Source organism: Brevibacillus daliensis (assembly GCF_021245735.1).
Classification (GTDB): domain Bacteria; phylum Bacillota; class Bacilli; order Brevibacillales; family Brevibacillaceae; genus Brevibacillus_B; species Brevibacillus_B daliensis.
Window position 1 is genome coordinate 315,855 of the sequence record NZ_JAJISB010000004.1, and the last position, 21,680, is coordinate 337,534.

The 21,680-nt window shown below is 39.3% G+C and carries 24 protein-coding genes; 14 read left to right on the forward strand and 10 right to left on the reverse strand.

Annotated features, from left to right (window positions below):
- Positions 1-59: 59 nt before the first annotated feature.
- Positions 60-743, forward strand: a complete 684-nt coding sequence (locus LM917_RS07325; protein ID WP_232696870.1) for a 3D domain-containing protein — start codon at positions 60-62, stop codon at positions 741-743.
- 79 nt (positions 744-822) lie between these two features.
- On the opposite strand, the gene LM917_RS07330 is transcribed toward LM917_RS07325, so the two are convergent.
- Positions 823-1,296, reverse strand: coding sequence for a divergent PAP2 family protein (locus LM917_RS07330; RefSeq protein ID WP_232696828.1), 474 nt, complete (start codon positions 1,294-1,296; stop codon positions 823-825).
- A 578-nt stretch (positions 1,297-1,874) separates the two neighbouring features.
- Between LM917_RS07330 and LM917_RS07335 the strand changes: the two genes are divergently transcribed.
- The 3 genes from LM917_RS07335 to LM917_RS07345 are packed head-to-tail and all read left to right on the forward strand — an operon-like array spanning position 1,875 to position 3,370.
- The gene (locus LM917_RS07335; RefSeq protein WP_232696829.1) at positions 1,875-2,273 is read left to right on the forward strand and encodes a DUF309 domain-containing protein; all 399 of its coding nucleotides are present in this window, start codon (positions 1,875-1,877) and stop codon (positions 2,271-2,273) included.
- A 32-nt stretch (positions 2,274-2,305) separates the two neighbouring features.
- Positions 2,306-2,740 (forward strand): CoA-binding protein, encoded by a 435-nt coding sequence (locus LM917_RS07340; protein WP_232696830.1) that lies wholly within the window; start codon positions 2,306-2,308, stop codon positions 2,738-2,740.
- Between the two features lie 36 nt (positions 2,741-2,776).
- Positions 2,777-3,370, forward strand: coding sequence for a sulfite oxidase-like oxidoreductase (locus tag LM917_RS07345; RefSeq protein WP_232696831.1), 594 nt, complete (start codon positions 2,777-2,779; stop codon positions 3,368-3,370).
- Positions 3,371-3,575: 205 nt separating this feature from the next.
- Here LM917_RS07345 and LM917_RS07350 read toward each other — a convergent pair whose 3' ends face one another.
- Both LM917_RS07350 and LM917_RS07355 read right to left on the reverse strand, forming a co-directional pair.
- Positions 3,576-3,875 (reverse strand): hypothetical protein, encoded by a 300-nt coding sequence (locus LM917_RS07350; protein WP_232696832.1) that lies wholly within the window; start codon positions 3,873-3,875, stop codon positions 3,576-3,578.
- Positions 3,872-4,078, reverse strand: a complete 207-nt coding sequence (locus LM917_RS07355) for a helix-turn-helix transcriptional regulator (RefSeq protein ID WP_232696833.1) — start codon at positions 4,076-4,078, stop codon at positions 3,872-3,874. Before LM917_RS07355 ends, LM917_RS07350 begins: the two co-directional genes overlap by 4 nt.
- 355 nt (positions 4,079-4,433) lie before the next feature.
- Here LM917_RS07355 and LM917_RS07360 point away from each other — a divergent pair, with 355 nt between their 5' ends.
- Positions 4,434-5,300, forward strand: coding sequence for a YitT family protein (locus LM917_RS07360; protein ID WP_232696834.1), 867 nt, complete (start codon positions 4,434-4,436; stop codon positions 5,298-5,300).
- A 99-nt stretch (positions 5,301-5,399) separates the two neighbouring features.
- Here the strand turns inward: LM917_RS07360 and LM917_RS07365 are convergent, their stop codons facing one another.
- From LM917_RS07365 to LM917_RS07380, 4 genes are all read right to left on the reverse strand, one after another.
- On the reverse strand, positions 5,400-6,254 hold the full coding sequence (locus LM917_RS07365) for a DegV family protein (protein ID WP_232696835.1): 855 nt from the start codon (positions 6,252-6,254) through the stop codon (positions 5,400-5,402).
- A 124-nt stretch (positions 6,255-6,378) separates the two neighbouring features.
- Positions 6,379-6,939, reverse strand: coding sequence for a DUF1836 domain-containing protein (locus LM917_RS07370; RefSeq protein WP_232696836.1), 561 nt, complete (start codon positions 6,937-6,939; stop codon positions 6,379-6,381).
- A gap of 290 nt (positions 6,940-7,229) precedes the next feature.
- Positions 7,230-7,637 carry an Asp23/Gls24 family envelope stress response protein gene (locus LM917_RS07375; RefSeq protein WP_232696837.1) on the reverse strand — a complete coding sequence of 136 codons (408 nt, stop codon included), beginning with the start codon at positions 7,635-7,637 and terminating at the stop codon, positions 7,230-7,232.
- A 173-nt stretch (positions 7,638-7,810) separates the two neighbouring features.
- Entirely contained in the window at positions 7,811-8,566 is a 756-nt protein-coding gene (locus tag LM917_RS07380) for a LysM peptidoglycan-binding domain-containing protein (protein ID WP_232696838.1), read from the reverse strand.
- Between the two features lie 178 nt (positions 8,567-8,744).
- On the opposite strand from LM917_RS07380, the gene LM917_RS07385 reads away from it, so the two are divergent.
- Together LM917_RS07385 and LM917_RS07390 are read left to right on the forward strand one after the other, a co-directional pair.
- Complete coding sequence (locus LM917_RS07385; protein WP_232696839.1) at positions 8,745-8,942, forward strand: YqaE/Pmp3 family membrane protein; 198 nt, start codon at positions 8,745-8,747, stop codon at positions 8,940-8,942.
- A gap of 330 nt (positions 8,943-9,272) precedes the next feature.
- Entirely contained in the window at positions 9,273-10,787 is a 1,515-nt protein-coding gene (locus LM917_RS07390) for a catalase (protein ID WP_232696840.1), read from the forward strand.
- Between the two features lie 95 nt (positions 10,788-10,882).
- On the opposite strand, the gene LM917_RS07395 is transcribed toward LM917_RS07390, so the two are convergent.
- Entirely contained in the window at positions 10,883-11,374 is a 492-nt protein-coding gene (locus LM917_RS07395) for an RrF2 family transcriptional regulator (RefSeq protein WP_232696841.1), read from the reverse strand.
- A gap of 270 nt (positions 11,375-11,644) precedes the next feature.
- On the opposite strand from LM917_RS07395, the gene LM917_RS07400 reads away from it, so the two are divergent.
- From LM917_RS07400 to LM917_RS07420, 5 genes are all read left to right on the forward strand, one after another.
- Entirely contained in the window at positions 11,645-11,791 is a 147-nt protein-coding gene (locus tag LM917_RS07400; RefSeq protein WP_232696842.1) for a hypothetical protein, read from the forward strand.
- 54 nt (positions 11,792-11,845) lie between these two features.
- Positions 11,846-12,454 (forward strand): DsbA family oxidoreductase, encoded by a 609-nt coding sequence (locus tag LM917_RS07405; protein ID WP_232696843.1) that lies wholly within the window; start codon positions 11,846-11,848, stop codon positions 12,452-12,454.
- Positions 12,455-13,015: 561 nt separating this feature from the next.
- Positions 13,016-13,504 (forward strand): hypothetical protein, encoded by a 489-nt coding sequence (locus LM917_RS07410; protein ID WP_232696844.1) that lies wholly within the window; start codon positions 13,016-13,018, stop codon positions 13,502-13,504.
- Between the two features lie 407 nt (positions 13,505-13,911).
- Positions 13,912-14,742, forward strand: coding sequence for a DUF2785 domain-containing protein (locus tag LM917_RS07415; protein WP_232696845.1), 831 nt, complete (start codon positions 13,912-13,914; stop codon positions 14,740-14,742).
- 33 nt (positions 14,743-14,775) lie between these two features.
- The gene (locus tag LM917_RS07420; protein ID WP_232696846.1) at positions 14,776-15,408 is read left to right on the forward strand and encodes a sterol desaturase family protein; all 633 of its coding nucleotides are present in this window, start codon (positions 14,776-14,778) and stop codon (positions 15,406-15,408) included.
- Between the two features lie 85 nt (positions 15,409-15,493).
- Here LM917_RS07420 and LM917_RS07425 read toward each other — a convergent pair whose 3' ends face one another.
- Positions 15,494-15,781 (reverse strand): DUF3817 domain-containing protein, encoded by a 288-nt coding sequence (locus tag LM917_RS07425; RefSeq protein ID WP_232696847.1) that lies wholly within the window; start codon positions 15,779-15,781, stop codon positions 15,494-15,496.
- A gap of 52 nt (positions 15,782-15,833) precedes the next feature.
- Positions 15,834-17,138 carry an MDR family MFS transporter gene (locus LM917_RS07430; protein WP_232696848.1) on the reverse strand — a complete coding sequence of 435 codons (1,305 nt, stop codon included), beginning with the start codon at positions 17,136-17,138 and terminating at the stop codon, positions 15,834-15,836.
- A 105-nt stretch (positions 17,139-17,243) separates the two neighbouring features.
- Here LM917_RS07430 and LM917_RS07435 point away from each other — a divergent pair, with 105 nt between their 5' ends.
- Positions 17,244-19,118: an ABC transporter substrate-binding protein gene (locus tag LM917_RS07435; protein WP_232696849.1), complete on the forward strand. Its 1,875-nt coding sequence runs from the start codon at positions 17,244-17,246 to the stop codon at positions 19,116-19,118.
- Between the two features lie 66 nt (positions 19,119-19,184).
- Positions 19,185-21,455, forward strand: a complete 2,271-nt coding sequence (locus LM917_RS07440) for a WG repeat-containing protein (RefSeq protein WP_232696850.1) — start codon at positions 19,185-19,187, stop codon at positions 21,453-21,455.
- Positions 21,456-21,680 lie beyond the last annotated feature (225 nt).

Here is a 21,680-nt window from a genome sequence, read left to right on the forward strand (position 1 = left end):
AATGTATAGCCACACTCTCACTTGGAAATGACTAGATGGTGAGAGGAGGCAAATAGATGATGAAATGGTTGCGTTTTGTGGGAGTTCTCACACTAAGTTGCTTGATTTTATTAGGTGAAACTACCGTTGGATATTCGTATAATTTCGAGGATTCAGGAACTACCACCCATTCAGTCGGTTTGCAGCAGAAAAAAGAAGGCTACAAAATGATCAAAAAACGGCATGTATTATCCAGTTCCATGATGACGATGAAATCATCGGAACCCAAAGTTAAAGCAGCAGTGGAGAACGAAAAGATAAATGATGTTGGAAGTACAAATCAGCCTAGTTTGGAAGCATTTGCACAGTATCCTAAAGTTCGGGTGGTGGCAACAGGCTACTACGCTGGCGTAGAATCAACAGGAAAAGGTCCGGGGCATCCATCCTATGGCATTACCTATTCTGGTGTTAAGGTTCATCGGGGAACCTATTCGACTATTGCAGCTGACCTAAAGGTATTCCCATTAGGCACGATCCTGTATGTTCCAGGATATGGCTACGGTGTTGTAACGGATAAGGGTGGAGCGATCAAAGGAAATAAACTGGATCTATACTTCAAAACTAAAAAAGATGTATATAGCCAGTGGGGTAAAAAGGAAGTAGAAGTGTTCGTTGTTCATCGTGGCAAAGGTTACGTGAATGAGAGAATGATGAAGACATTAAATGAGGACGGAGTAGCTGCTTTCGCTCAAATCAGAAAATAATAGGCAAAAAGAACCGGAGAGATGAAAAGTCTTTCCGGTTCTTTATCATGTGCGTGTACAGGGAAAAATATTGATAAACTTACCAAATGGGATGGAGAACAAGCGCTACGACAATACCAAGCCAACCGCCCATAAATACTTCGATAGGCTGGTGACCGAGTAGTTCTTTTAACTTCTTGGCTTTCTCCGTAGTGGGTCTTACTTTAAATGTCTTCATTCCCTGAATGAGATGATTAAATTCTTCCACCAACTTGTTTAGTACCACAGCTTGCATTCCGGCATGGCGACGAACACCAGCAGCATCAAACATAACAATGACACCAATAATTGCAGATATAGCAAAGAGGGTGCTATTAAAACCTTCTTCGATCGCGATGGAGGTGGTTAGTGCGGTGACGGCGGCAGAATGTGAGCTTGGCATACCTCCTGTACTGAACATGAGAGGCCATACCCACTTGCGAGTAGCGAAATAATGCAAGGGGATCTTAATAGCTTGCGCCAAAAATATTGCTAACAGTGCCGCCCAGAGCGGAAAGTTCTCCATGAGAGTCATGTAAACAATTCGTTCCTTTCGTGTGGGCTGTTCTTACTTTACTGTATCAGAAAGTATAAACTTCTATGCTTCACTTCCTTATTCGCAAGAAAAATATCCGCTGAAGAAGGACCGGTTTCTTCGAAAAAACTTCGATAGAAGTTTTTCTTACTGTATCAGAAAGTATAAACTTCGGAGCAACTCAACCTGATACGCATGAAAAACATCCTCTAAAGAGGAACCAGCTTCTTCGAAAAGACTTCAATAGAAGTTTTTCTTAACAGATCAGTATGTTTATTGTATCAGAAAGAGAGTCAAACAATCCTTAGATTTTTGTTAAGATGATGTGCCTTTTTACTACTTTTTTTACTGTATAAGAAAATATAAACTGTGGAACAACTCAACCTGATACGCATGAAAAACATCCGCAAAGGAAGGATCAGCCTCTTCGAAAGGCTTCAATAGAAGCTTTTCTTATAACGTTTTGCTACGAAACTATGTAATCCTGATTTACCAACTTCTCAAGTATTTTGCAACAGTCAAATTTCATTATGGTATGATAAAACAGGTAAGCCTGTCCAAAAAGTGGGTAAATAGCTATGGAAGATAAACATCCACAACAGTATCTGGACTTTTTTCAAAAGTTCAATGAGCATGAATTCTATGAGTGCCACGACTTGTTGGAAGAGATCTGGATGGAGCAGAAGCAGAATAAATTTTTACAGGGATTATTGCAGATGGCAGTAGGACTGTATCATCTGGAATACGGAAATATTAAAGGAGCACGCTGGATGTTTCAGAACGCCCAAAAATATCTGAAGGCATATGCTCCATTTTATTGGGATCTTGATGTAGAGGATGTTCTTAATTATCTGGAGTGCTGCTTGCAAGTATTGCCTGAAGAGGACCGTATCCCTTATGATAATGTCAAAAAATTGTCTGTACCGTACCGAAGCTTTACGCTACGAGTGCCAGAAGCAGATGATGAGAAGTTTTGATTTAGCAAACTAGCAGATAGAGGTGATTGTTCATGGCATTTGAAAATCCGTCAAACGAACAACGAAAAGAAATTTTGGAACAAGCACAAGTAGTGGCAGTAGTTGGATGCTCTAACAAGCCGGATCGTACCAGCTACATGATTGCAGAAGCACTGCAACACGCAGGATACACCATAATTCCTGTTAACCCGATTATTGCCGGGGAAACGGTACTGGGTGAAAAGGTTGTGGCTTCATTAAAAGATATTGAAACACCAGTTGATATTGTGGACGTATTCCGTCGTAGTGAAGAGACATTTCCAATTGCTTTGGATACAATCAATATGAAACATACGCCGAAAGCCTTCTGGTTGCAACAAGGTGTTTATAATGAAGAAGCGGCTGACTTGGTAAAAAATAATGGAATTGAAGCGATTATGGATAAATGTATTAAAGTAGACCATGCCATTTTAGTAGGTCGCAAATAGACTCACGTAGGAGAAAAGAAGGGGCGAAGCAGTAGAATGTTTTACGGACTTCCCAAGGAGAAAAATAATGATCGGGTACCACCGAATCAGCGTGTTACTACAGATTTTCCTGTGCTGCATTATGGTAATGTACCTGAGTATAAGGATTTGACCAACTGGACTTTCAAGATTTTTGGATTGGTTGAGGTGGAAAAAACATTAAGCTTCGATCAAATGCTATCTCTACCCATGGCACAGGCAACCAATGATATTCATTGTGTCACAGGCTGGTCCAAGTTCGACAACCTGTGGGAAGGAATTCCGGTGGAAGAAGTGGTCAAGCTTGTAAAGATTAAACCGGAAGTAAAGTATGTGATGCTACATGCGGAAGAAGGCTGGTCAACCAACATGCCACTAGCTGATTTCATGACGCCAGGTAACATGTTTGCCTTCAAGCATAATGGAGAAGCTTTGACGCCAGAGCATGGCTATCCGCTTCGTTTTGTTTTATCCCATCTGTATTTCTGGAAAAGTGCCAAATGGATTCGCGGCATCGAGTTTATGGAGAATGATCGCCCAGGATTCTGGGAGAAAAATGGATATCACATGTATGGGAATCCTTGGAAAGAAGAACGTTATGCCTGGGATTGACATCATTGTAGGAAAGAAGAGGCGGGAGACCACCTCTTTTTTTTGACTGTATCAGAAAGTATAAGCTTCTGGGCTTTACCTCCTGATACGCATGAGAAACATCCAATAAAGAAGGACCGGCTTCTTCGAAAGGACTTCGATAGAAGTTTTTTTAAAGGAAAGAATATCAGCAGGAGTCTGTCGATTTTTCACTGGTTTTATAATCCTAGTACTTTGTTTGGTAATAAAAGACTAAAATAAACCAGCTTCCCATTTGGACAAGTAGTAAGGTTCCCATAGCAGCAGCAACAGAAATGTTGGCCTTAAAAATTACTGCAAGAAAGAGGATATATAATGTTGCAAGTGTTATGATCCATGAGGTAGCTCTAGCTTTCGTTCGAATCATGTGATGTCGCTCATCTAACCCGCGTTTTTTCTTTGCTAATTTATTTCCAGCATACATACCTGATAAACCGATGACAAGCCCACCAATCAAACCAAGTAAAGCAGCATATGTGTCCGTCATATACTCTCATCTCCCTCAAAAATAAATAGATCTTCAATGAAACACCCAAAAATCTGAGCTAATTTATGGGCAAGTAGTAGGGAAGCATTATACTTACCGTTTTCTAGAGAATTAATGGTCTGTCTTGACACTCCCACTCTCTCCGACAACGTATCTTGTGACCAGCCTTGCTCTATACGCTTTTCGCGAACTCGATTCTTCATCCATACACCTCCATGTCAAGTTTGCTTTACGTAAAGTGTACTTTACATTTTGTTGAGTGTCAAGTTAACTTTACAATGAAGGTATGATAGGATTTTCCACAATAATAAGAGCGTGGATGGGTATATATGGTAAAATAATCTGGAATACGATTGGAAGGAGTGGGGAAATGCGGAGCGTACAAAGATTTTTTTAAGATAAGTATAAAAGGCAATGTATTGAAAAAGTTGCAATTAAGCTAAAATATTTTTAATATATGAAAATACCTATTCTAAAATCTTACATGTTATGTAAATCATTTTTTTTATGATATGTAAGGTTTTAGATGAAAATAAATAAGGGAGAGTGATAAGGTATATGGCTAGACAACATAAAAAAAGAACGTTACTTACCAAATTGCTACAATTCATTTTTATAACGATTGGGGCCATTCTGATGGGTGTGGCGTTGGAATTATTTCTGGTGCCAAACAAAGTAATTGATGGTGGGGTCGCCGGGATATCCATCATGTTATCCTCTTTAACCAATCTGCCACTGGGAGCTTTCCTTTTCTTGCTCAACATACCATTCTTAATAATTGGTTATAAGCATATCGGAAAAACTTTTGCTATCGCGACGATGTACGGGATTGCCGTCATGTCAATAACCACCTATATGCTACATGATGTTCATGCCTTTACAGACGAGAAGATATTAGCTGTATTATTCGGCGGTCTTATTCTAGGAATCGGTGTTGGTCTCGTTATTCGTTTTGGTGGTACACTGGACGGAACAGAGATTGTGGCAATATTAATTTCGAAAAAGACTAGAATACCAATTGGTCAAATTATCATGATCATTAACGTTATTATTTTCACAACAGCTGGTTTTGTATTTGAATGGGATTCTGCGATGTACTCCATTTTTACCTACTATATTGCCTTTAAACTGATAGATGTTGTGGTCGAAGGTTTGAATGAATCAAAATCAGTTACGATTATCTCCAAAGAATACGAGGAAATTTCCGAAGCGATTATGAATAGATTAGGTCGTAACACGACTTACATCTATGCAAAAGGCGGTTACAGCAAAGAAGATACACAAATCATTTATTGTGTCGTAACTCGTCTTGAGGTATCAAAGCTTCGGACAATCGTGAATGAGATAGATAGTAAGGCGTTTATTGCAATTGAACACGTATCTGACGTAATGGGCGGTAATTTTGACAAGAAAGCAATTCATTAAATAAAGAAAAAAGAGGTGGATATCCGCCTCTTTTAGACTGTCGACAAACTCTTCTTATGCTACAAATATAAGGGGAGTTTGTTTTTTATCAGAAAAATTTTAAAGTAATTGAATACCTACCCCGATTAATCCTGGGCCAGCGTGTACTCCTAATGCGGGACTGATTTGTCCTATTGTAAAGATGTTAACATTAGGAAGCAGCGGTACAAGGATTTCTTTAATTTGATTTGCTTCTTCTTCAGCATTGCTATGGGAAATAGCAACATTATACTTCTTTCGTTTATGTGCAAATTCAACAGCTATGTCCATTGCCTTTTTTATAGATTGTTTTCTTCCACGAACTTTAGCGACTGTATAATAAACCCCATCCTCGTTACAAGAAATAATTGGCTTAAGGTTGAGGACATTTCCCAAAATAGAGGAGACTAAGCCAATCCGTCCACCTTTTTGGAGATATTCCAAGGTAGAGACACAGAAGAATATTTTAGAATTGGAGATGTTAGTAGAAACGGTCTGAATCAACGTATCCCAATCCATCCCTTCCTCAATGTATTCTGCAGCTTGAACGGCGTTAAATCCACTTCCCATCCCAATATTTTTGGTATCAAGAACAAAAATATCTAATCCCTCGTATTCACTCCCGATCAAATTAATTACGTTATGTGTTCCGCTTAATCCGCTGGAGATTGTAACTGCTAATACTTTTTCATAGCCATCTGCCTTGATTTGATCCAGGATTCCGACAATGTAACTTCCGCTAGGCAATGATGTTTTTGGTATTTCGACAGGAAGGCGATTGTATACTTCTTCTGCGGTAATATCAACACCATCTAAATATTCTTTATCTCGATAATTTATTTTTAATGGAACGACATACAAGTTATATTTTTTAACTAAATCCAAGGGAATATCAGTACAAGAGTCTACCAAGATAGCAATTTTTTGCTGATTCATTTTTGATCCTTTCCTGTATCTAATGATGTCTTTTTTTATGTATCCGAATGTTATAAACGGCGGAGAGGTTCTTCCTGATACGCATGAAAACATCTTACTTAAGAAGTACTACCCTTATCTTGTCCTATTCTGATTCTTTTGCTTTTGAAGTAACTTCCTTTTGGATTTGAATCGTCTTTTCAGCAATGATTTTGCTGGCAAATGCAAGAGTAGCCATTCGTAATGCGAGATTTTCTGTCGTTATTTTCTCGTGAAGAATAGGTGTTATCTTATTGGAGCCCATATGAGCACTTATGGCTTGCAGCGCCTTTTCTTGTTCTTCGCAGAATAGGTTAAATGCTTCTTTTGTTCCATTTACTTTGGACTGAAATATGATTCCATTACGTACCTCTGCAATAGTAAGCACCTGTTTTAAGATTGAGATCGCAATTAAATAGGCAATATGCGTACGTGTGTATCGCTTTTTGATGGGAGGCGGGATAAGCCCGAGCTTCACATAATTATTTATCATAGCGGGAGTAATAATTTTACTATCATCATTTGACAGCAGCTTAAGATATTTTTCAATCAAAGTGACAACCTGATCCATATAAAGATCTATATCAGGAAGTTCTTGCCAACGTGGCAAATGATACCCAGCTAGTTGTTCACTCCATTTTATCAATTCTGACTCAACGTCTTTCATTTTCTTAACCTCCATATCTCCTTGATGCAATAATATAGTAACCTAATAGAAATAATGAGTCAATCTAGACATAATAACTAGATTGTGAAGAAAAACTACTAATAACAGGTGTGCAAAATAAAAAATTCCCTCAATGACAAGGAGCATTTCCTGTCAGTGAAGGACTTGTTTCTAAGGCATTATATACAAGGCAGATTGTGATGCATGTGGAAAGGAGGATAGGACTTTTTCGCACTGGAGTAGTTCCTTATCAATTATCGAAAAAAAAGAAAAGAGGCGGATAAGCGCCTCTAGTTTGCTTCCAATAATTTGGTTTGTGCAGCGGTGGGTGCATCTTCTTCTTTTAAAGAAACACCATCAACAATAACGTTAACAGCAACTACATGTAAACCTGTCATGTTTTGAATGGCATCATGAACGTTAACTTGCAGTTGTCTGCAAACCTCATGAATAGGAAGACCATATTTTACAATAATGCGTAAGTCAATGGAGGTTTCGACTTCTCCTACATCGACAGCAACACCTTTTTGAACATTTTTTCCGGTTAATCGCTTAGCCCATCCTTCAGATAAGCCACCTGACATTGCGATTACACCTGGTGTTTCACTAGCAACCACTCCAGCAATGGTAGCCACTACATCATTAGCGATACGGACAGTCTCTTTTTTTGGTTCGTTCGCTGTGTTATCTTGTGCCATTACCCATTCCTCCTTTTAGGTATGTATACATATATAACTATACTAAAAATGATAAGAGTTGAGTGGAAAACATATTACAATATATCGGAATATTTTAGGAAAGAAGCAAGAGTCAGGTCTTGCTAGTTGCGACTCTTGCTTCAAGATTGTTACCGATTAAACTGGAAAATCAATTAGCATGCAAACAAAGTAGGGAACTGTTTGACAATACCAGCTGTTAAAGCATCTGCCATCATTAGCGCTTGTTGCTCGATTTTGTCAAAAGTAGCGATATCTGAGGCAAAATCATTATGGATTCGATACCCCGCCTCTTGCTCTGTTAATCCCAAGTGTTCATATAGCATTTTTTGTAGATCTCTCATTGGCCAATTAGGGTTAATGCTGCTAAGGAAAGCGGCAATGTCATCCGCGTTTTTATACCATCGCTTTTCGATCCGGGCTGCAGCATTGCTATCTCCAGCTTTTACTGCTTTAACAAGTTCTGCGCCAATTACCAGATGTTCCGTGAAAAGCTGATTAAAAATCGCAGCGTTTTTCTCGCCATAGTAAGGCTTAATTAAGTTAGCAATATCAGGGGGGTTACGCAGCAATCGTTTTGTTACGAACTGCTCGTCAGGAAGATTGGCAGCTATGCTAATAATGAGCATTCTCGCCCAGTATACATGTTGCTCCCACAACATACGCATCTGATTTGATAATTGAACCTCTGCCATACAAATGCATTCAGATGAAGGTGCTGGATTGTTTGGCATATTGTGCCTGGCAATGGGAATATAAATAGTCTGACCAATCATGAGCTGATAGGGATCTACCCCAGGATTAGCGGCAACAATATGATCTACAGAGATACCATATTCCTGGGCTAGCCGCCAGTAGCTATCACCAGGTTGAACTGCATAAGGAAACAGGTCAAACGAATGTGACCACATATCTTTTCTCCTTTCTACACGTACCAATTGGATTAAATGTTTTGCTTACTTTCATAAAGGGTACAGATGCCTACTTAATATATGCAGGGGAGCGTAAAATGGTAATCGAAATGGAACAAGAAAGAAAATCGGTCTAAAGTGTTCAAATACTGATCATTAATAAGGAGATGTCCTATTTATGCTTTTTTTACTTGCCATTATTTGTCCACCATTAGCTGTTTTGTTTGCTGGGCGACCGGGAAGTGCGATTTTAAACCTTATTTTAACGCTGTGTCTTTGGATTCCAGGTGTTATCCACGCCATTCTAGTTGTGAATGATGCTAAATCAGATAAAAGGAATAAAAAATTGATTAGAGCTATGCGAAGAAAAGAGTAAAGAACTTATGGATAGAACTTTCTGCAATTACTTGCAGGGATTTTTTATGGAATCCACCATGCGCATACGTAAGCTTGGTTCTCTCCAAATAGCGTGTGGATCATGTACTCAAAAGTACGAGGGTCTACACGTTTTTTTCTGTATCAAATTGCATAAACGTGGTAGAGGTTTTTCTTACACGTCGTTCTAGTTTCACAATACTGCAATATAATGATACTGATTCTTATGTTATCATTATAATAGTTACTTTATTCATAAAAGTTGTTATTTTCAACAAATTTCCAAAATGCTTACATATGTAAAATACACCTGATGGAGGATGGTTTACTTATGGAAGATAAAGACAAAAAATTAACAACTAGTCATGGTAATCCGGTATCAAATGACCAGGCATCAGAAACAACGGGTAAGAGAGATGGCTATGCGATGTTGCAGGATGTTCATCTAGTAGAAAAACTGGCGCATTTTAACCGGGAAAGAATTCCAGAAAGAGTCGTTCATGCAAAAGGTGCTGGGGCAAAAGGATACTTTGAGGTAACAAACGACTTATCCACGTATACAAAAGCAGATTTTTTATCGGAGGTTGGCAAGAAAACGGATTTATTTGCCCGCTTCTCTACAGTTGGTGGAGAGAAGGGCTCCGCAGATGCAGAGCGTGACCCACGCGGATTTGCTGTTAAGTTCTACACCAAGGAGGGGAATTACGACCTCGTCGGAAACAATACCCCGATCTTTTTCATTCGTGATGCCATCAAGTTCCCTGATTTTATTCATACGCAAAAAAGAAATCCACAAACAAACTTACCTGATCCTAATGCCGTTTGGGACTTCTTTTCCTTAACTCCAGAATCACTTCATCAGGTAACCATCCTGTTCTCTGACAGAGGTACTCCACAAGATTACCGTCATATGGATGGTCACTCTAGCCATACCTACATGTGGTACAACAAGGATAATGATTATGTTTGGGTAAAATATCACTTTAAAACTGATCAGGGACATAAAACATTAACTGCTAAGCAGGCAGAAGAAATAAAAGGGAAAGATCCGAATCATGCGACGCGTGACCTTTTCTATGCGATTGATAAAGGAGACTTCCCTTCCTGGAGCGTGAATGTACAGATTATGACTCCAGAGCAGGCGAAGGAATATCAATTCGATCCATTTGATGTTACAAAAGTCTGGTATCATTCTGATTTCCCATTGATTCCATTAGGTAAAATGGTATTAAATGAAAATCCGGACAATTACCACTCCGAAGTAGAGCAAGTTGCTTTTGCCCCAAGCTCGATTGTTCCTGGTATCGGCTTCTCTCCTGATAAATTGTTACAAGGCAGAATTTTTGCCTATCAGGACGCACATCGTTATCGTTTAGGTGCTAACCACCATCAAATCGGAGTTAATGCTCCTAAGCATACAAAAGGTATGACTTATCAACGTGATGGCTATATGAGTGTAGATGGCAATGGGGGAAGCGGACCTAACTATTATCCAAATAGCGTGGCTGGTACACCTAGACCTGATTTGGCATTTGCACCACCTGTCATTGAGGTTCAAGCTATTATTGATCGCCATACCAGACCAGATGAGGATGTAGACTATATTCAAGCTGGAGAATTGTACAGAAGAGTTTTAAACGAAGAACATAAGAATCACCTTGTCCATAACATCGCCGGCCATTTAGGTGGAGCTAAAGAGAATCTTCAATACAGACAAACCGCATTATTCTACAAAGCGGATGCAGATTATGGAACAAGAGTTGCTACTCTTCTGGGCTTAGATACAGAACGAGTACAGCAGCTTGCAAGCATGTCACAGGAAGAGAGAGTAAATGCTACTTTATAAGTAAGCAGTCTCTATATCTAATAAAAGCGGACATCTCATATAAGGAGAATGTCCGCTTTTTAGATTCATTTTCGAATTATTACATGTAGGTACAATTATTTAGCAAGTTGGTTGGCAATCCACGTATTAATCGTATCAAGCTTATGCTGCGGATAGGTACTTCTTGCTGTCTCAAAGAATGTAGATAGAGTATGGCGTTGTAAGACAGATTTCCAGGCCAGCTCTGCTTCGTCCATTATCACTTCAAAAGCACAATGCCCTTCCTTCAACGATTGATTTTCCTTGGTGAAAAGATGTGTAAAAACTCCACTTTGTCGATAAAGTGATTCAACGCCTTCCACAGCTAGATAGACGTCATACACAGTAACTGTACATGGAGATTTAGCTAAAGAAAAACCACCTTTTATTCCAGGTGAAGAGTAGATTAACCCAGCTTCAACCAGTTTTCTCATCAATTTTTTTAAATAAGAAGTCGATACACCAAGGCATTCACTTAATGATTCCGCTGATAACGTGTTACGGTCAGGTAAATGGGAGAGAATAAACATCGTATAAACAGCTTGTTCGATCCCAGATTTCATACGCATGAAGAAATAACCTCCTTGTTTATATCTATTGGAGATAATTATTATCTAGGTTATTTTATAGGAGTCCGCACTGGTAAGTCAAACAGTTAGAAAGAGAGAAAATTATAGCTACACCCCAATCGTTGACAAACAAAAAGCCACTAGATATATTGTGTACAAATGATATCCACATTTAAAGGGAAGTTCTTAATAAAGCAGGTCTTCATTTACATGAGATAGTGAAAGCCAATTATCTATTTCGGTTACATAGAGGAAAAGGGGACGGTTTTCATGTCAGAGAAGGATACACAGCAACAAGCAATCGAGTCAGAGAACAAGAAGAAAAAAAACTTGGAGATTATTGATTTACAACCAAAAGAGGATCAGGAAAACAAAGGGAATAGTAACTTCTGTGAAGGAAACTCCTGCAGTTTTTAATAGCGATTTTCAACTATATTAATAATCACGAAAACATTCGGAGGGAAGAATAACATGACATTTCACATTAAGATTTTTTCTGATCATATTTGCCCGTTTTGCTATATCGGGACAAAGATGATTGAAGAATTGAAGAAAGATGTATCTATTGAAGATGAGTGGGTAGATTTCGAATTGCACCCAACTACGCCAGCAGAAGGTATTTTATTAAAAGATAAGTTCCAGGGTGCTAATATAGAGCAGATGTTTGTTCAACTTCGTCAAAGTGGTGCACCGTACGGAATTATTTTCGGAGAACAAACGCATTTGTATAATACCCGTCTTGCTATCCAGGCTAGTGAGTTTGCCAAGGATCACGGTAAATACCATGAGTTTCATGAAAAAGTATTTTACGCTAATTTTACCGATATAAAGGACATCAGTGATATTGAAGTGATCAAAGAGATAGCGAAAGAAGTAGGTTTAGACACTGACGAGCTAGAAAAAGCACTGAAGGATGGACGCTACCTACCACGCTTGGAAGAAGCGCAGGAGAAAGCTCAGCAATATGGCGTAACAGGTACTCCTACCTTTATTATTAACGATAAATACAAAATTGTAGGAGCTCAGTCTCTGGATACATTTAAACGGACTCTCCAGCAAATTGAGAATCAGGAAGCATAATTCCCTATAAAATCCCATCTTCTCTACTAGAAAGCTGTCAGTAACTGGTCGGTGAACTACTCACAACTTAGCTATCGCCTTAAGTGGGAGCTTCTCAAATCCACGACGAAAGCAACCTTTCATCTCCTTATAGCGTTACTTCGGGTAGTTCCTATCCTAGATGTCCGACGTTTCGGAGTTCTTTCTTTACCTTGGATATTTTACGCATGGAAGGTATAAGCTTGATTTTCGCATTTTATTTCTCCATACACCCCCACATATACCCAGTTATCAAAGAACATCATGAGTTGAGTTTACCAAAATGTCGAACAAGGTAGAATCTTTTTTTTAGATTCTACCTTGTTCGACATAAACACTGATTATACCAATAATAAAATCTTGCTATTTTATAGAAACATTGATTTCCCAAAAAATACATGTTATATTTTGGAAGGAAAGATCATCTTGTACTTATTAATCAATTATCATTTAATTTGTTTGAATATTATGTAATTTAAGTGAATTTTTGAATTTTATCTAAAAAGCATTTAAAAATAAATAACTTTGGAGGGGAAAGTAAAGATGAAAAAAGTTAAATCCTTAATCGTAACAGCCCTAGTAGTTACTATTTTATCAGTTGCACCTGCTGCTTATGCAGACACAGACATCAAAGTTACACCTTCAGTGCCAATTGAAACACTCAATGATGGCAATGAAAGTTTGGTAGATGATTATGTCATTGTTGATGCTATTCTACCTCGTACATCATACATAAAAGGTGAATTCTCTGTTCCAGGTGATGAAACATTTACATTCGATTTTGATAGATGGGAAAAAGGTGAAGATGAACTTACTATCTCAGTTACTAATCTTGGAAAACGAGATTTATCTACGAAAGTCTGGTATCCATCAGGAAATAAATTTTTAGACACATCATTAAAACCAGGGAAAGAATTACAATACACTCTAAAGAAAAATGATTTTAAAACAGAATTTGGCGAATACGTCATTAAACTCCGTGATAAAAATGGAGATCAAGGTAGAGCTAAGATTTCTGTTCGTGCTTATTAATTTTTAGAAAAAACGGCATTCCGCGGGTGCCGTTTTTTTGTTATACAAAAACCTATTTAGTAACGTTTAACCGAATACAAAACACAGAATAAAAAACAGCCATAAAATCCTGTAACAACAACGATATACTCTTGTTTTAGGATATGATTTTCACATATGTCACTTAGTCATTGCTAAAGTATAGGTATTCTCCTCATCCTTCGGAAAAGGAAATGCCTAGCCACCTCAAAAGGTAGTGACTGGGCTTGTTTTGTCATAAAATAACATATATTTCCATTTGCAAAAGACTTGTAAGGCCGGTAATTGGCCGCTTTTTAATAAATACTTCAAAATTGAATAGCAAATGGCAATAAATTTGTTAGAATGGAACTACATGTTAATTTGTGACAGAATGGGAGAGGGATTAAATGAACATAAAGGAGATTGCCATTCAAATTGTGAGGAATGACTATCAAGCTCCGGAACATGCATATGATATTGCACAGGAGATGTTAAATAGACAGAATATTGGATCGGTTGATCCTGAACTACGTGATGATTACATCTATTCGATTTTAGCAAAGTGGTTTTTACATGGAGTATTTAATCCAGATGAAATGCGTCAGATGGGTAGGCTTATGCTAGATGAAGACCATCTATTTTATCAAATCGGTGAGAGCGATACGGATTCTGTATTTACACGCTCATTCTCCATGTTAATTCTTACGCTTGTCCTCAGTGTACATCGAGAGCGTCCATTTTTATCACATCATGAAATCCACAGTATGAAAGAAAAGGTATTTGATTATCTCCGCAGAGAAAAAGACCTTCGCGGCTATATAGAAGAAAAAGGATGGGCACATGCTACGGCACACGCAGCTGATATGTTAGATGAATTGGCGCAATGTTTGGAATTACAATCGGCAGATTTGATTGCCATATTGAATCTGATTCAAGAGAGTGTTCAGGAAGAGAGAATGGTATTTAGCTATGAGGAAGATGAACGGCTGACCACGGCAGCTATTCAGATCATGGAAAGGAATCTACTTTCTAAAGAGCAGATTATACAGTGGGTCCTCTCTTTTTATGAACAGTTATCAGCAAATGGAGGAATAGAAGCATACAGGAAAAAAATCAATACGAAGCATTTTGTCAGATGCATGTTTTTTCGACTGGAAAATCAGGATACTACCGGGGAATATGCTACATATATGGAGGCAATGGAACAGGTACTATCTAACATTAAAATGAGATCATAATGATGTTCGAGTATAGGAATAGGAGGAATCTCATTGGAAGGAAGATATCTGAAGGAATTTTTCTTTTTTCCCGATGTATTAATCATGACTCTCTTGTTTGCAATAAGCTTTGGATTCACGCTCCTGGCAGGTACATATCCTTATGTCTGGATTGCCATGATAATCGGCATGATTTCCTATGCAACGAGTGAATATGTCATTCATCGTTTCCTTTTTCATTTGAAGCCACCTAAGAACCCTATCTTTCTCAAGCTGCTCAAACGACTTCACTATGACCATCACGTTGATCCGAATAACCTGCACTTATTATTTTTACCTGTTTGGTACAGTTTGCCTCTTATTATCATTACAGGAGGGATTGCCTACCTGCTAACAACCAATCTCGTTTTGACCAATGCTTTTGGTAGTGGGATCATACTTTTCTTGCTATATTATGAGTGGACACATTATGTAGCTCATCGCCCTGTTCAGCCACTTTCTGCATGGGGACGTTGGGTGAAAAAACTGCATTTATGGCATCATTTTAAAAATGAGAAGTATTGGTATGGAGTAACCAGTCCAGTTTTTGACATGGTGATGGGAACCTATAAACATGAGAAGGCTGTAGAAAAAAGTCCATTTGTACGTGATCTGGAAAAAGTAATGGAGGCTCCATCAGAAAGATAGAGGATGGGTGCCACGAGGTCATGATCATGATGACGCCTAGTAAAAACGCTCACAGTTGCTGTAAAGAAGCAACGTGAGCGTTTTTTTACATATTTTTAATCTTAGCATCTAACACAAAAGTACCGAATGGAACTAAAGATGCGATTACAGCCCCTGTAATTAACGTAAAGGACCATCGATGAACAAAAGCCGCATGGATCACAGCAAAAATAAACAGGACAAACAAAAGGCCGTGAAGAGCCCCGACAAGCATCACTGCCAATGGTTCATTCAAGAAATATTTTACTGGCATAGCTATGAAGAGTAGCAGCAGATATGACATCCCTTCAACAAAACCTATCACTCGTAAACGCCCTATTGCAGTCTTTAGCACAAATATCCTCCTGAAAACAGACTTTTCATAATTATCACTATTATAATATAGTTTAATCCGGAGAATCCACGAGTGTTTTGGGACTGTGAACATTACGTGATAATACATATCGGTATAAGAAGTAAGAAACTCCTAATAGAAGAGAGACGAGTGTGAATAAAACAGCGCCACCTGCATGAATGAATACAATACCGCCTAAAAAAGGTCCAATCGAGCGGGAAATGTCCCAATGAGTCCCATGAATGGAAAAGTAAAGTCCGCGTTTATTAGCTGGAGCTATGCCAGCGACGTACTGATAAAGCCTGGTAATTCCTAAGCTTTCTCCGATTGTCATTGTCACTTGTGCCACTAGTAAAGGCCAAAGTACAGGGGAAAACCCGTACAAAAGTGATGTAAGGATATAACAGAGACAAGTGATTAGCATTATGGCTGTGAGCGTAATATGCTCCGTTTTTTTGATGAGCCAGACTTGTAATCCAACAGAAAGGCAAGCTTTCACGGTAGCCAGAATAGCGATCACAGACAAGTAATCGGTAAAGGTGGCTTGTGCATGTAAGCGAAAAGTGGTTTCTGTCTGTGCATAGAAAAAACTGATTGGTAACGCACATAGCATAAGAAGTAATACATGCTGGTGGAGATATATGAATTGTTTTGTTCGTTCCAATAAGGATGGAGACTTATCGATTGAACGATCAGACTGAAAATCTTGTACAGTACCAGCTGCCAAAGTGTGTTCATCCTGATGATCAATTGGTGCTGCTACTCCCGGTGCCGTCTCATCAGTAGTCTTCCAGAAAACTAGCAAGTAGATGAGAAGCGAGCATGCTTGCAATCCGAATACGAGAGCGGGCTCGAAGGCAAATACCAGCATACCGAGTACAGGACCAAGTCCTTGCCCTATGTATCCCAATGTGTTTAATACGCCATATACTTCTGCTCGCTTTTCATTAGAAACGATATCGGCAATCTGGGCACGCTCTGCCGGAATGTAGAGAGAGTGGCCGATCCCATTCAGGATGTATAAAAAGGCAAATAGCCAAACAGAATCAGCTAGCATAAATCCGGTCATCGCTAGTATTTGTAAGGACAAGGCAAACATAATAATGGGCTTTCTCCCGTAGCGATCCGTGATGTTACCACCTGCTATCGTGACTACAATCTCTGCTAGAGGTTGTAAACCGACGATGATCAGAGGTAACAGAATGGAACCGTCCAACCTCTCATATAAGTACAAGAGTAGAAAGGGAGAGAGCATTGAACCTGTCAGACTAGTTAGTAGCTCTCCAAACATTCTGACCAGGAGAGTGGTATGATAGTTTTGCAAGATATAGTTCCATGTGTGTTTTAGCTTATTCATGAGTGATCCCCCTTTTGTTCTCACATTGTAAAGCAGGTGAATAAACGTAAAAAGGGAAGAGATTTCTCATGTTTTTTTCATCTTTTTTGATAGAAAGGAACAATAATGATGCTATTACTCGAAGATTATTATCGGATACGTTACCCCTATCAGGATGTTCCTCTTCATCTGGGAATGACGATCTCTATCAGTCAATTAGCCCAACTGCTTTGTTGTACAGAGCGCAATGCCAAACTGATTATCCGCAAACTAGAAGACCAGGGAGTGATTAAATGGGTGCCTGGGAGAGGAAGAGGGAATCGCTCTCAACTAATTTTTCTAGTGGAATTGGAAGATATCTATCATAAGACTGCTAAAGGGCTTGTCTACCAAGGAAAAATAAAAGAAGCATTAGCGCTTCATCATACCTATAAAAATACGCTCCCTCATGCCTATGAACAATTTCAAAACTGGTTCGATACACAGTTTGGTTATCAACAAGAAATGTGCAAAAATAAGCCGCATGTTACGTTACGTCTGCGTTTTGACGATGTCTTTACGGAAATGGACCCCATACACATGTATCTGCGTTCAGAAAGCCATATCGTCATGCAAATCACTGATACATTGCTTCGCTATGATCCACTCACTAACAGGGCAGAAGCTCATTTGGCGCATCATATAGAGTCTAGTGAGGATGGACGGATCTGGACCTTCTATTTGCGTAAAGGTGTTCAATTTCACGATGGAAAAGAACTTGATGCAAAGGACGTCGTCTATACGTTTCAGAGAGTAAAACGAGAAAACTCTCCCTATAGGTGGATGACAGAGCTGATAGAAGAAATGGAGGTTATGGATGCGTACACCTTACGTATTCAGCTTGCTTACCCTTGCTACTGGTTTGATCGGTTCGTCTGTAGTCCACATTTGTCCATTCTACAAGAACATGCTTCTCGGCGTTATCAGATGAATGGCAGAGATAAATTAATTGGGACAGGTCCCTTCCGTTTAGTCAGGAATGATGAATCAATGCTAGTATTGGAGGCTTTTCCTTCCTATTTTCGTGAGCGAGCCTTGCTGGATAGAATCGAGATTTGGATCGTACCAGAGCACGAGGATGTAATAGATAGGGAAAAGAACTCCTACGATTTGCAATATGTCCCATCAGCAGATCAAGCGGTGTCATGCCAGGATACCCGTCAGGCAGGAACACAAGCAGACAGACGGACAGAACGTATGGAGTGTAATATTACCTATCTCAGCTTTCAGCAGATGCGGGAAGGTGTTTTATCCTCTCCGTATTTTAGACAAGCTCTTTCTCTCATTCTTCATGCCAAGCACATGATTTCAGACCTAGGGGGAGAACGTGCCGAGGCTACTGACCGCTTTTTCTTACTAGACCTTCGTGGGGGAAACAGGACAGAAGAGGGTATTGTAACGAGGGGAAATGAGAAGGAGATGACGGAGCTAGCGCAATCCGTCGGACAATTGCTCTTACAAAGCAATTATCAGGGAGAAACGCTTCGTTTGTTTACTTTTAAGGAAAAGGATCATCGTCAGGATGGTGAGTGGATAAAAGCCAGATGTGCCCAGTATGGCGTCAAACTGGAGGTGTATCATTTCACTACCGAAGAATTGCTAAAGACAGAGCGGGTGAGGGAAGCAGATCTGATCCATGATAGTGCCACGATTGGGGAGGATGTGGAGCTATCCTTGTTACACCTGTTTTTGTCTACGAACAGTTTTCTCTATCAGCATTGTAACGAGGAACAACGGGAATTCGTCCAACAGATAGCGCAGAAGTTATGCAGGACTAAAGATAGAAGAGAACGATATGAAATGTGGGAAGAGGCAGAACGCCATTTATTAGCTGAGTATGGATACCTTCCCTTATATCGTAATCAGATTACGATGCTCTCACAGCCTGAGTTAAAAGGCGTAACAATCAACGCGCAAGGCTGGGTAGATTATTATCAGCTTTGGATGAAAAAACGTTGCTGAATATTGTAACTTTTGTAAGAACTTTACGTCTGAGATATGAGAATGAATCAATTGCAGGAGGAAAAGATGAAAAAACAGCTGGCACTAGCAGGATTGGCTCTTGCTTTAAGCTTTTCATCATTTATGAGTGTGGCAGAGGCTGCCGTATTTTCTCATGTACAGCCCTTTATGAGTAAAGGAAAGATAGGATTCACCAATGGTTCAGCTACTGTGTTAAAAGCTGAATACGATTCATTTCAGCCAGGAGAAGTATTTTTTTCTGTTTCTAAAAACGGAAAGCATGCCCTTTTTGATCGAGCAACCGGAAAGCAATTACTTGCTTTGGAATGGGATGCAATAGAATTTCTTCATGATGACCAGATTGCTTTGGTAAAAAAGGGAAATACCTTTCAGTTTTATGAGCATAAACAAGCGAAATTACTAACGGGACCATATTGTAGTGTGGAATCGATCAGGACGTCCTACTACCAAAAGCATGCCATTTATATGGCTAACGGCCCAGTACCAGTGGTGCTACGTGGAGATGGGACATTGCTCGAGATGCGGAAGGGGAGTAACCTGAAATCTGCCACATTGAAAATTCCTTCAGCTACAGATCCTTACTCGAATCAGGTCGAGTACTATGTGGCAAATAATACAGCTGATGGAGTAACCGTTTATGATGTAACTACCTTGAAATCTGTATTCACCTTGGAAGGCTACAGTATCCAGGGTAATGTGGAAGACACCCCATATTTTTTACTTGAGAAGAATGGGAAATTTGGCTTAGCAGATCGATCCGGCAAGATTGTACTAGAGCCAGCATACAAGGAGTTTACAGCCCGTCCTGGTTCGTATATTGAGGTTAGAACTGACGAAGGTATGGGCTTGTTTCATCAGGGACGAGAGAAGTTGATTACCGGAGAGCCTTATGAAAAAACTGATATTCTTTATCCAAACACGTATTATTCGGTTACCAGCAAAGGCTTAACCACCTATCATTCCATTTCCCAGAATAGCTCTATTACAGTAAAAGAGGGGTCTACCTATTTATCAGATGGTTATGTGATGGGGCAAGATCCGAAAACTGGTCTGTATGGAGTACAGCACATAAATGGAGACACGATTGTCCCCTATGAGTTTCCGAAAATCGAGCAACCTCAGCTGACAATCAATTTCCTGGTGAAAGCAAATGGTAAAAAGGGAATGATTCACAACACTGACGGCAAGATAGAAGCACCTAAAGGCTGGTACAGTCATATCTATCCGATGATGAATGAAAAAATGGCGGTTATCGTGGAAAATGGAAATAAGGGACTATACTCTGTATACAAAGGAGTGTTGGTTCAGCCAGCTAAAGGTGTTGAGGTCAAAGGGGACTTGAATACGGATATCGTTACCGTTTCAACAGCAGGCGGGAAAACAATCAAATATTGGTCCAATGGTGATCAGTTTGGTAAAGAGCAAGCCGATGTAAGGAAAATATCTGAGCAGGACCAGCTAAGTATTTCCACAACCATGGGAAAAGGCACTATGTTGATTGATACGGCAACAAAAAAACCACTATCGAACTACTTTTTTACTATCTACAAAGATTTTAAGGACCAAAAGGTAATCGCTATTGATTTAAATAAGAAGACAGCAACTCTTTTTACGAAGAGCGGGCAACCTTTACATCCAGAATGGAAATTATATGCCAACCATACCTATCATCATGTTAAAGGTGGAATGGATATGGGACCGGTAGATTATGCGTACGTAGGGGACAATATGTATGCACTTGCTTCTCAAAAGGGAACAGCTCCTTATGCGCTACTTTCTATTTCGGAAAAGAAAGCCGTACCTGTGACAAGTGCAGCCTATGTAAAGATGGAATATCGATACTATCAGGAAGGCGGTATCTTCATCCTGACGAAAGCGAATAAGCAAAAAGACCTTGTGGTAGTAAACAAGTCGGGTGTTTATCAATTACCTGCCATTCAGGATGTGAATGTAGGTGTAGAGACCCCAGTAATCTTGGTGAAAAAAGCAAACACCTGGGCTCTCTATTCTAACCAGCTGAAAAAACTTTCGGCAGGGTATAAGAATTTACAGGTAGTAATGAATGATGCTGGTAACATGTTAATCACCTATCAGGATGCAAAAACAGGTCGATACGGGATTCTCGGGACTGATGGTAAGGCTAAATCATCTGCTATTTACACATCAGTACGCTCTGTTAACGAGGTATTTCATCCGTTCTGGAGTTATGATGACGAAATAACCAAAAAATTACCAATGCAGTTCATTTACACGACTACTAAACATTTTGGTTATTTGGATAAAGCAGGTCAATCTATTTACCAGACTGCTCTTTAGTGATTCACTAATCATAGTAAGTTAAAAAGCACTTCCTTTTCACAAATGGAAAGAGTGCTTTTTCTTTTTCTGTGAAAAACGTCTCGACGTTTTTCATAAAATTGGATGTGACCGCTTGCGGTCCAACAAAACGGTCATGACCGTTTTGTATAATAGACCTCAATGATAAGCGTTTACCAGTTATGTTACAAAAAAAGGAGAACACATAATGGAAGATGAATGGTT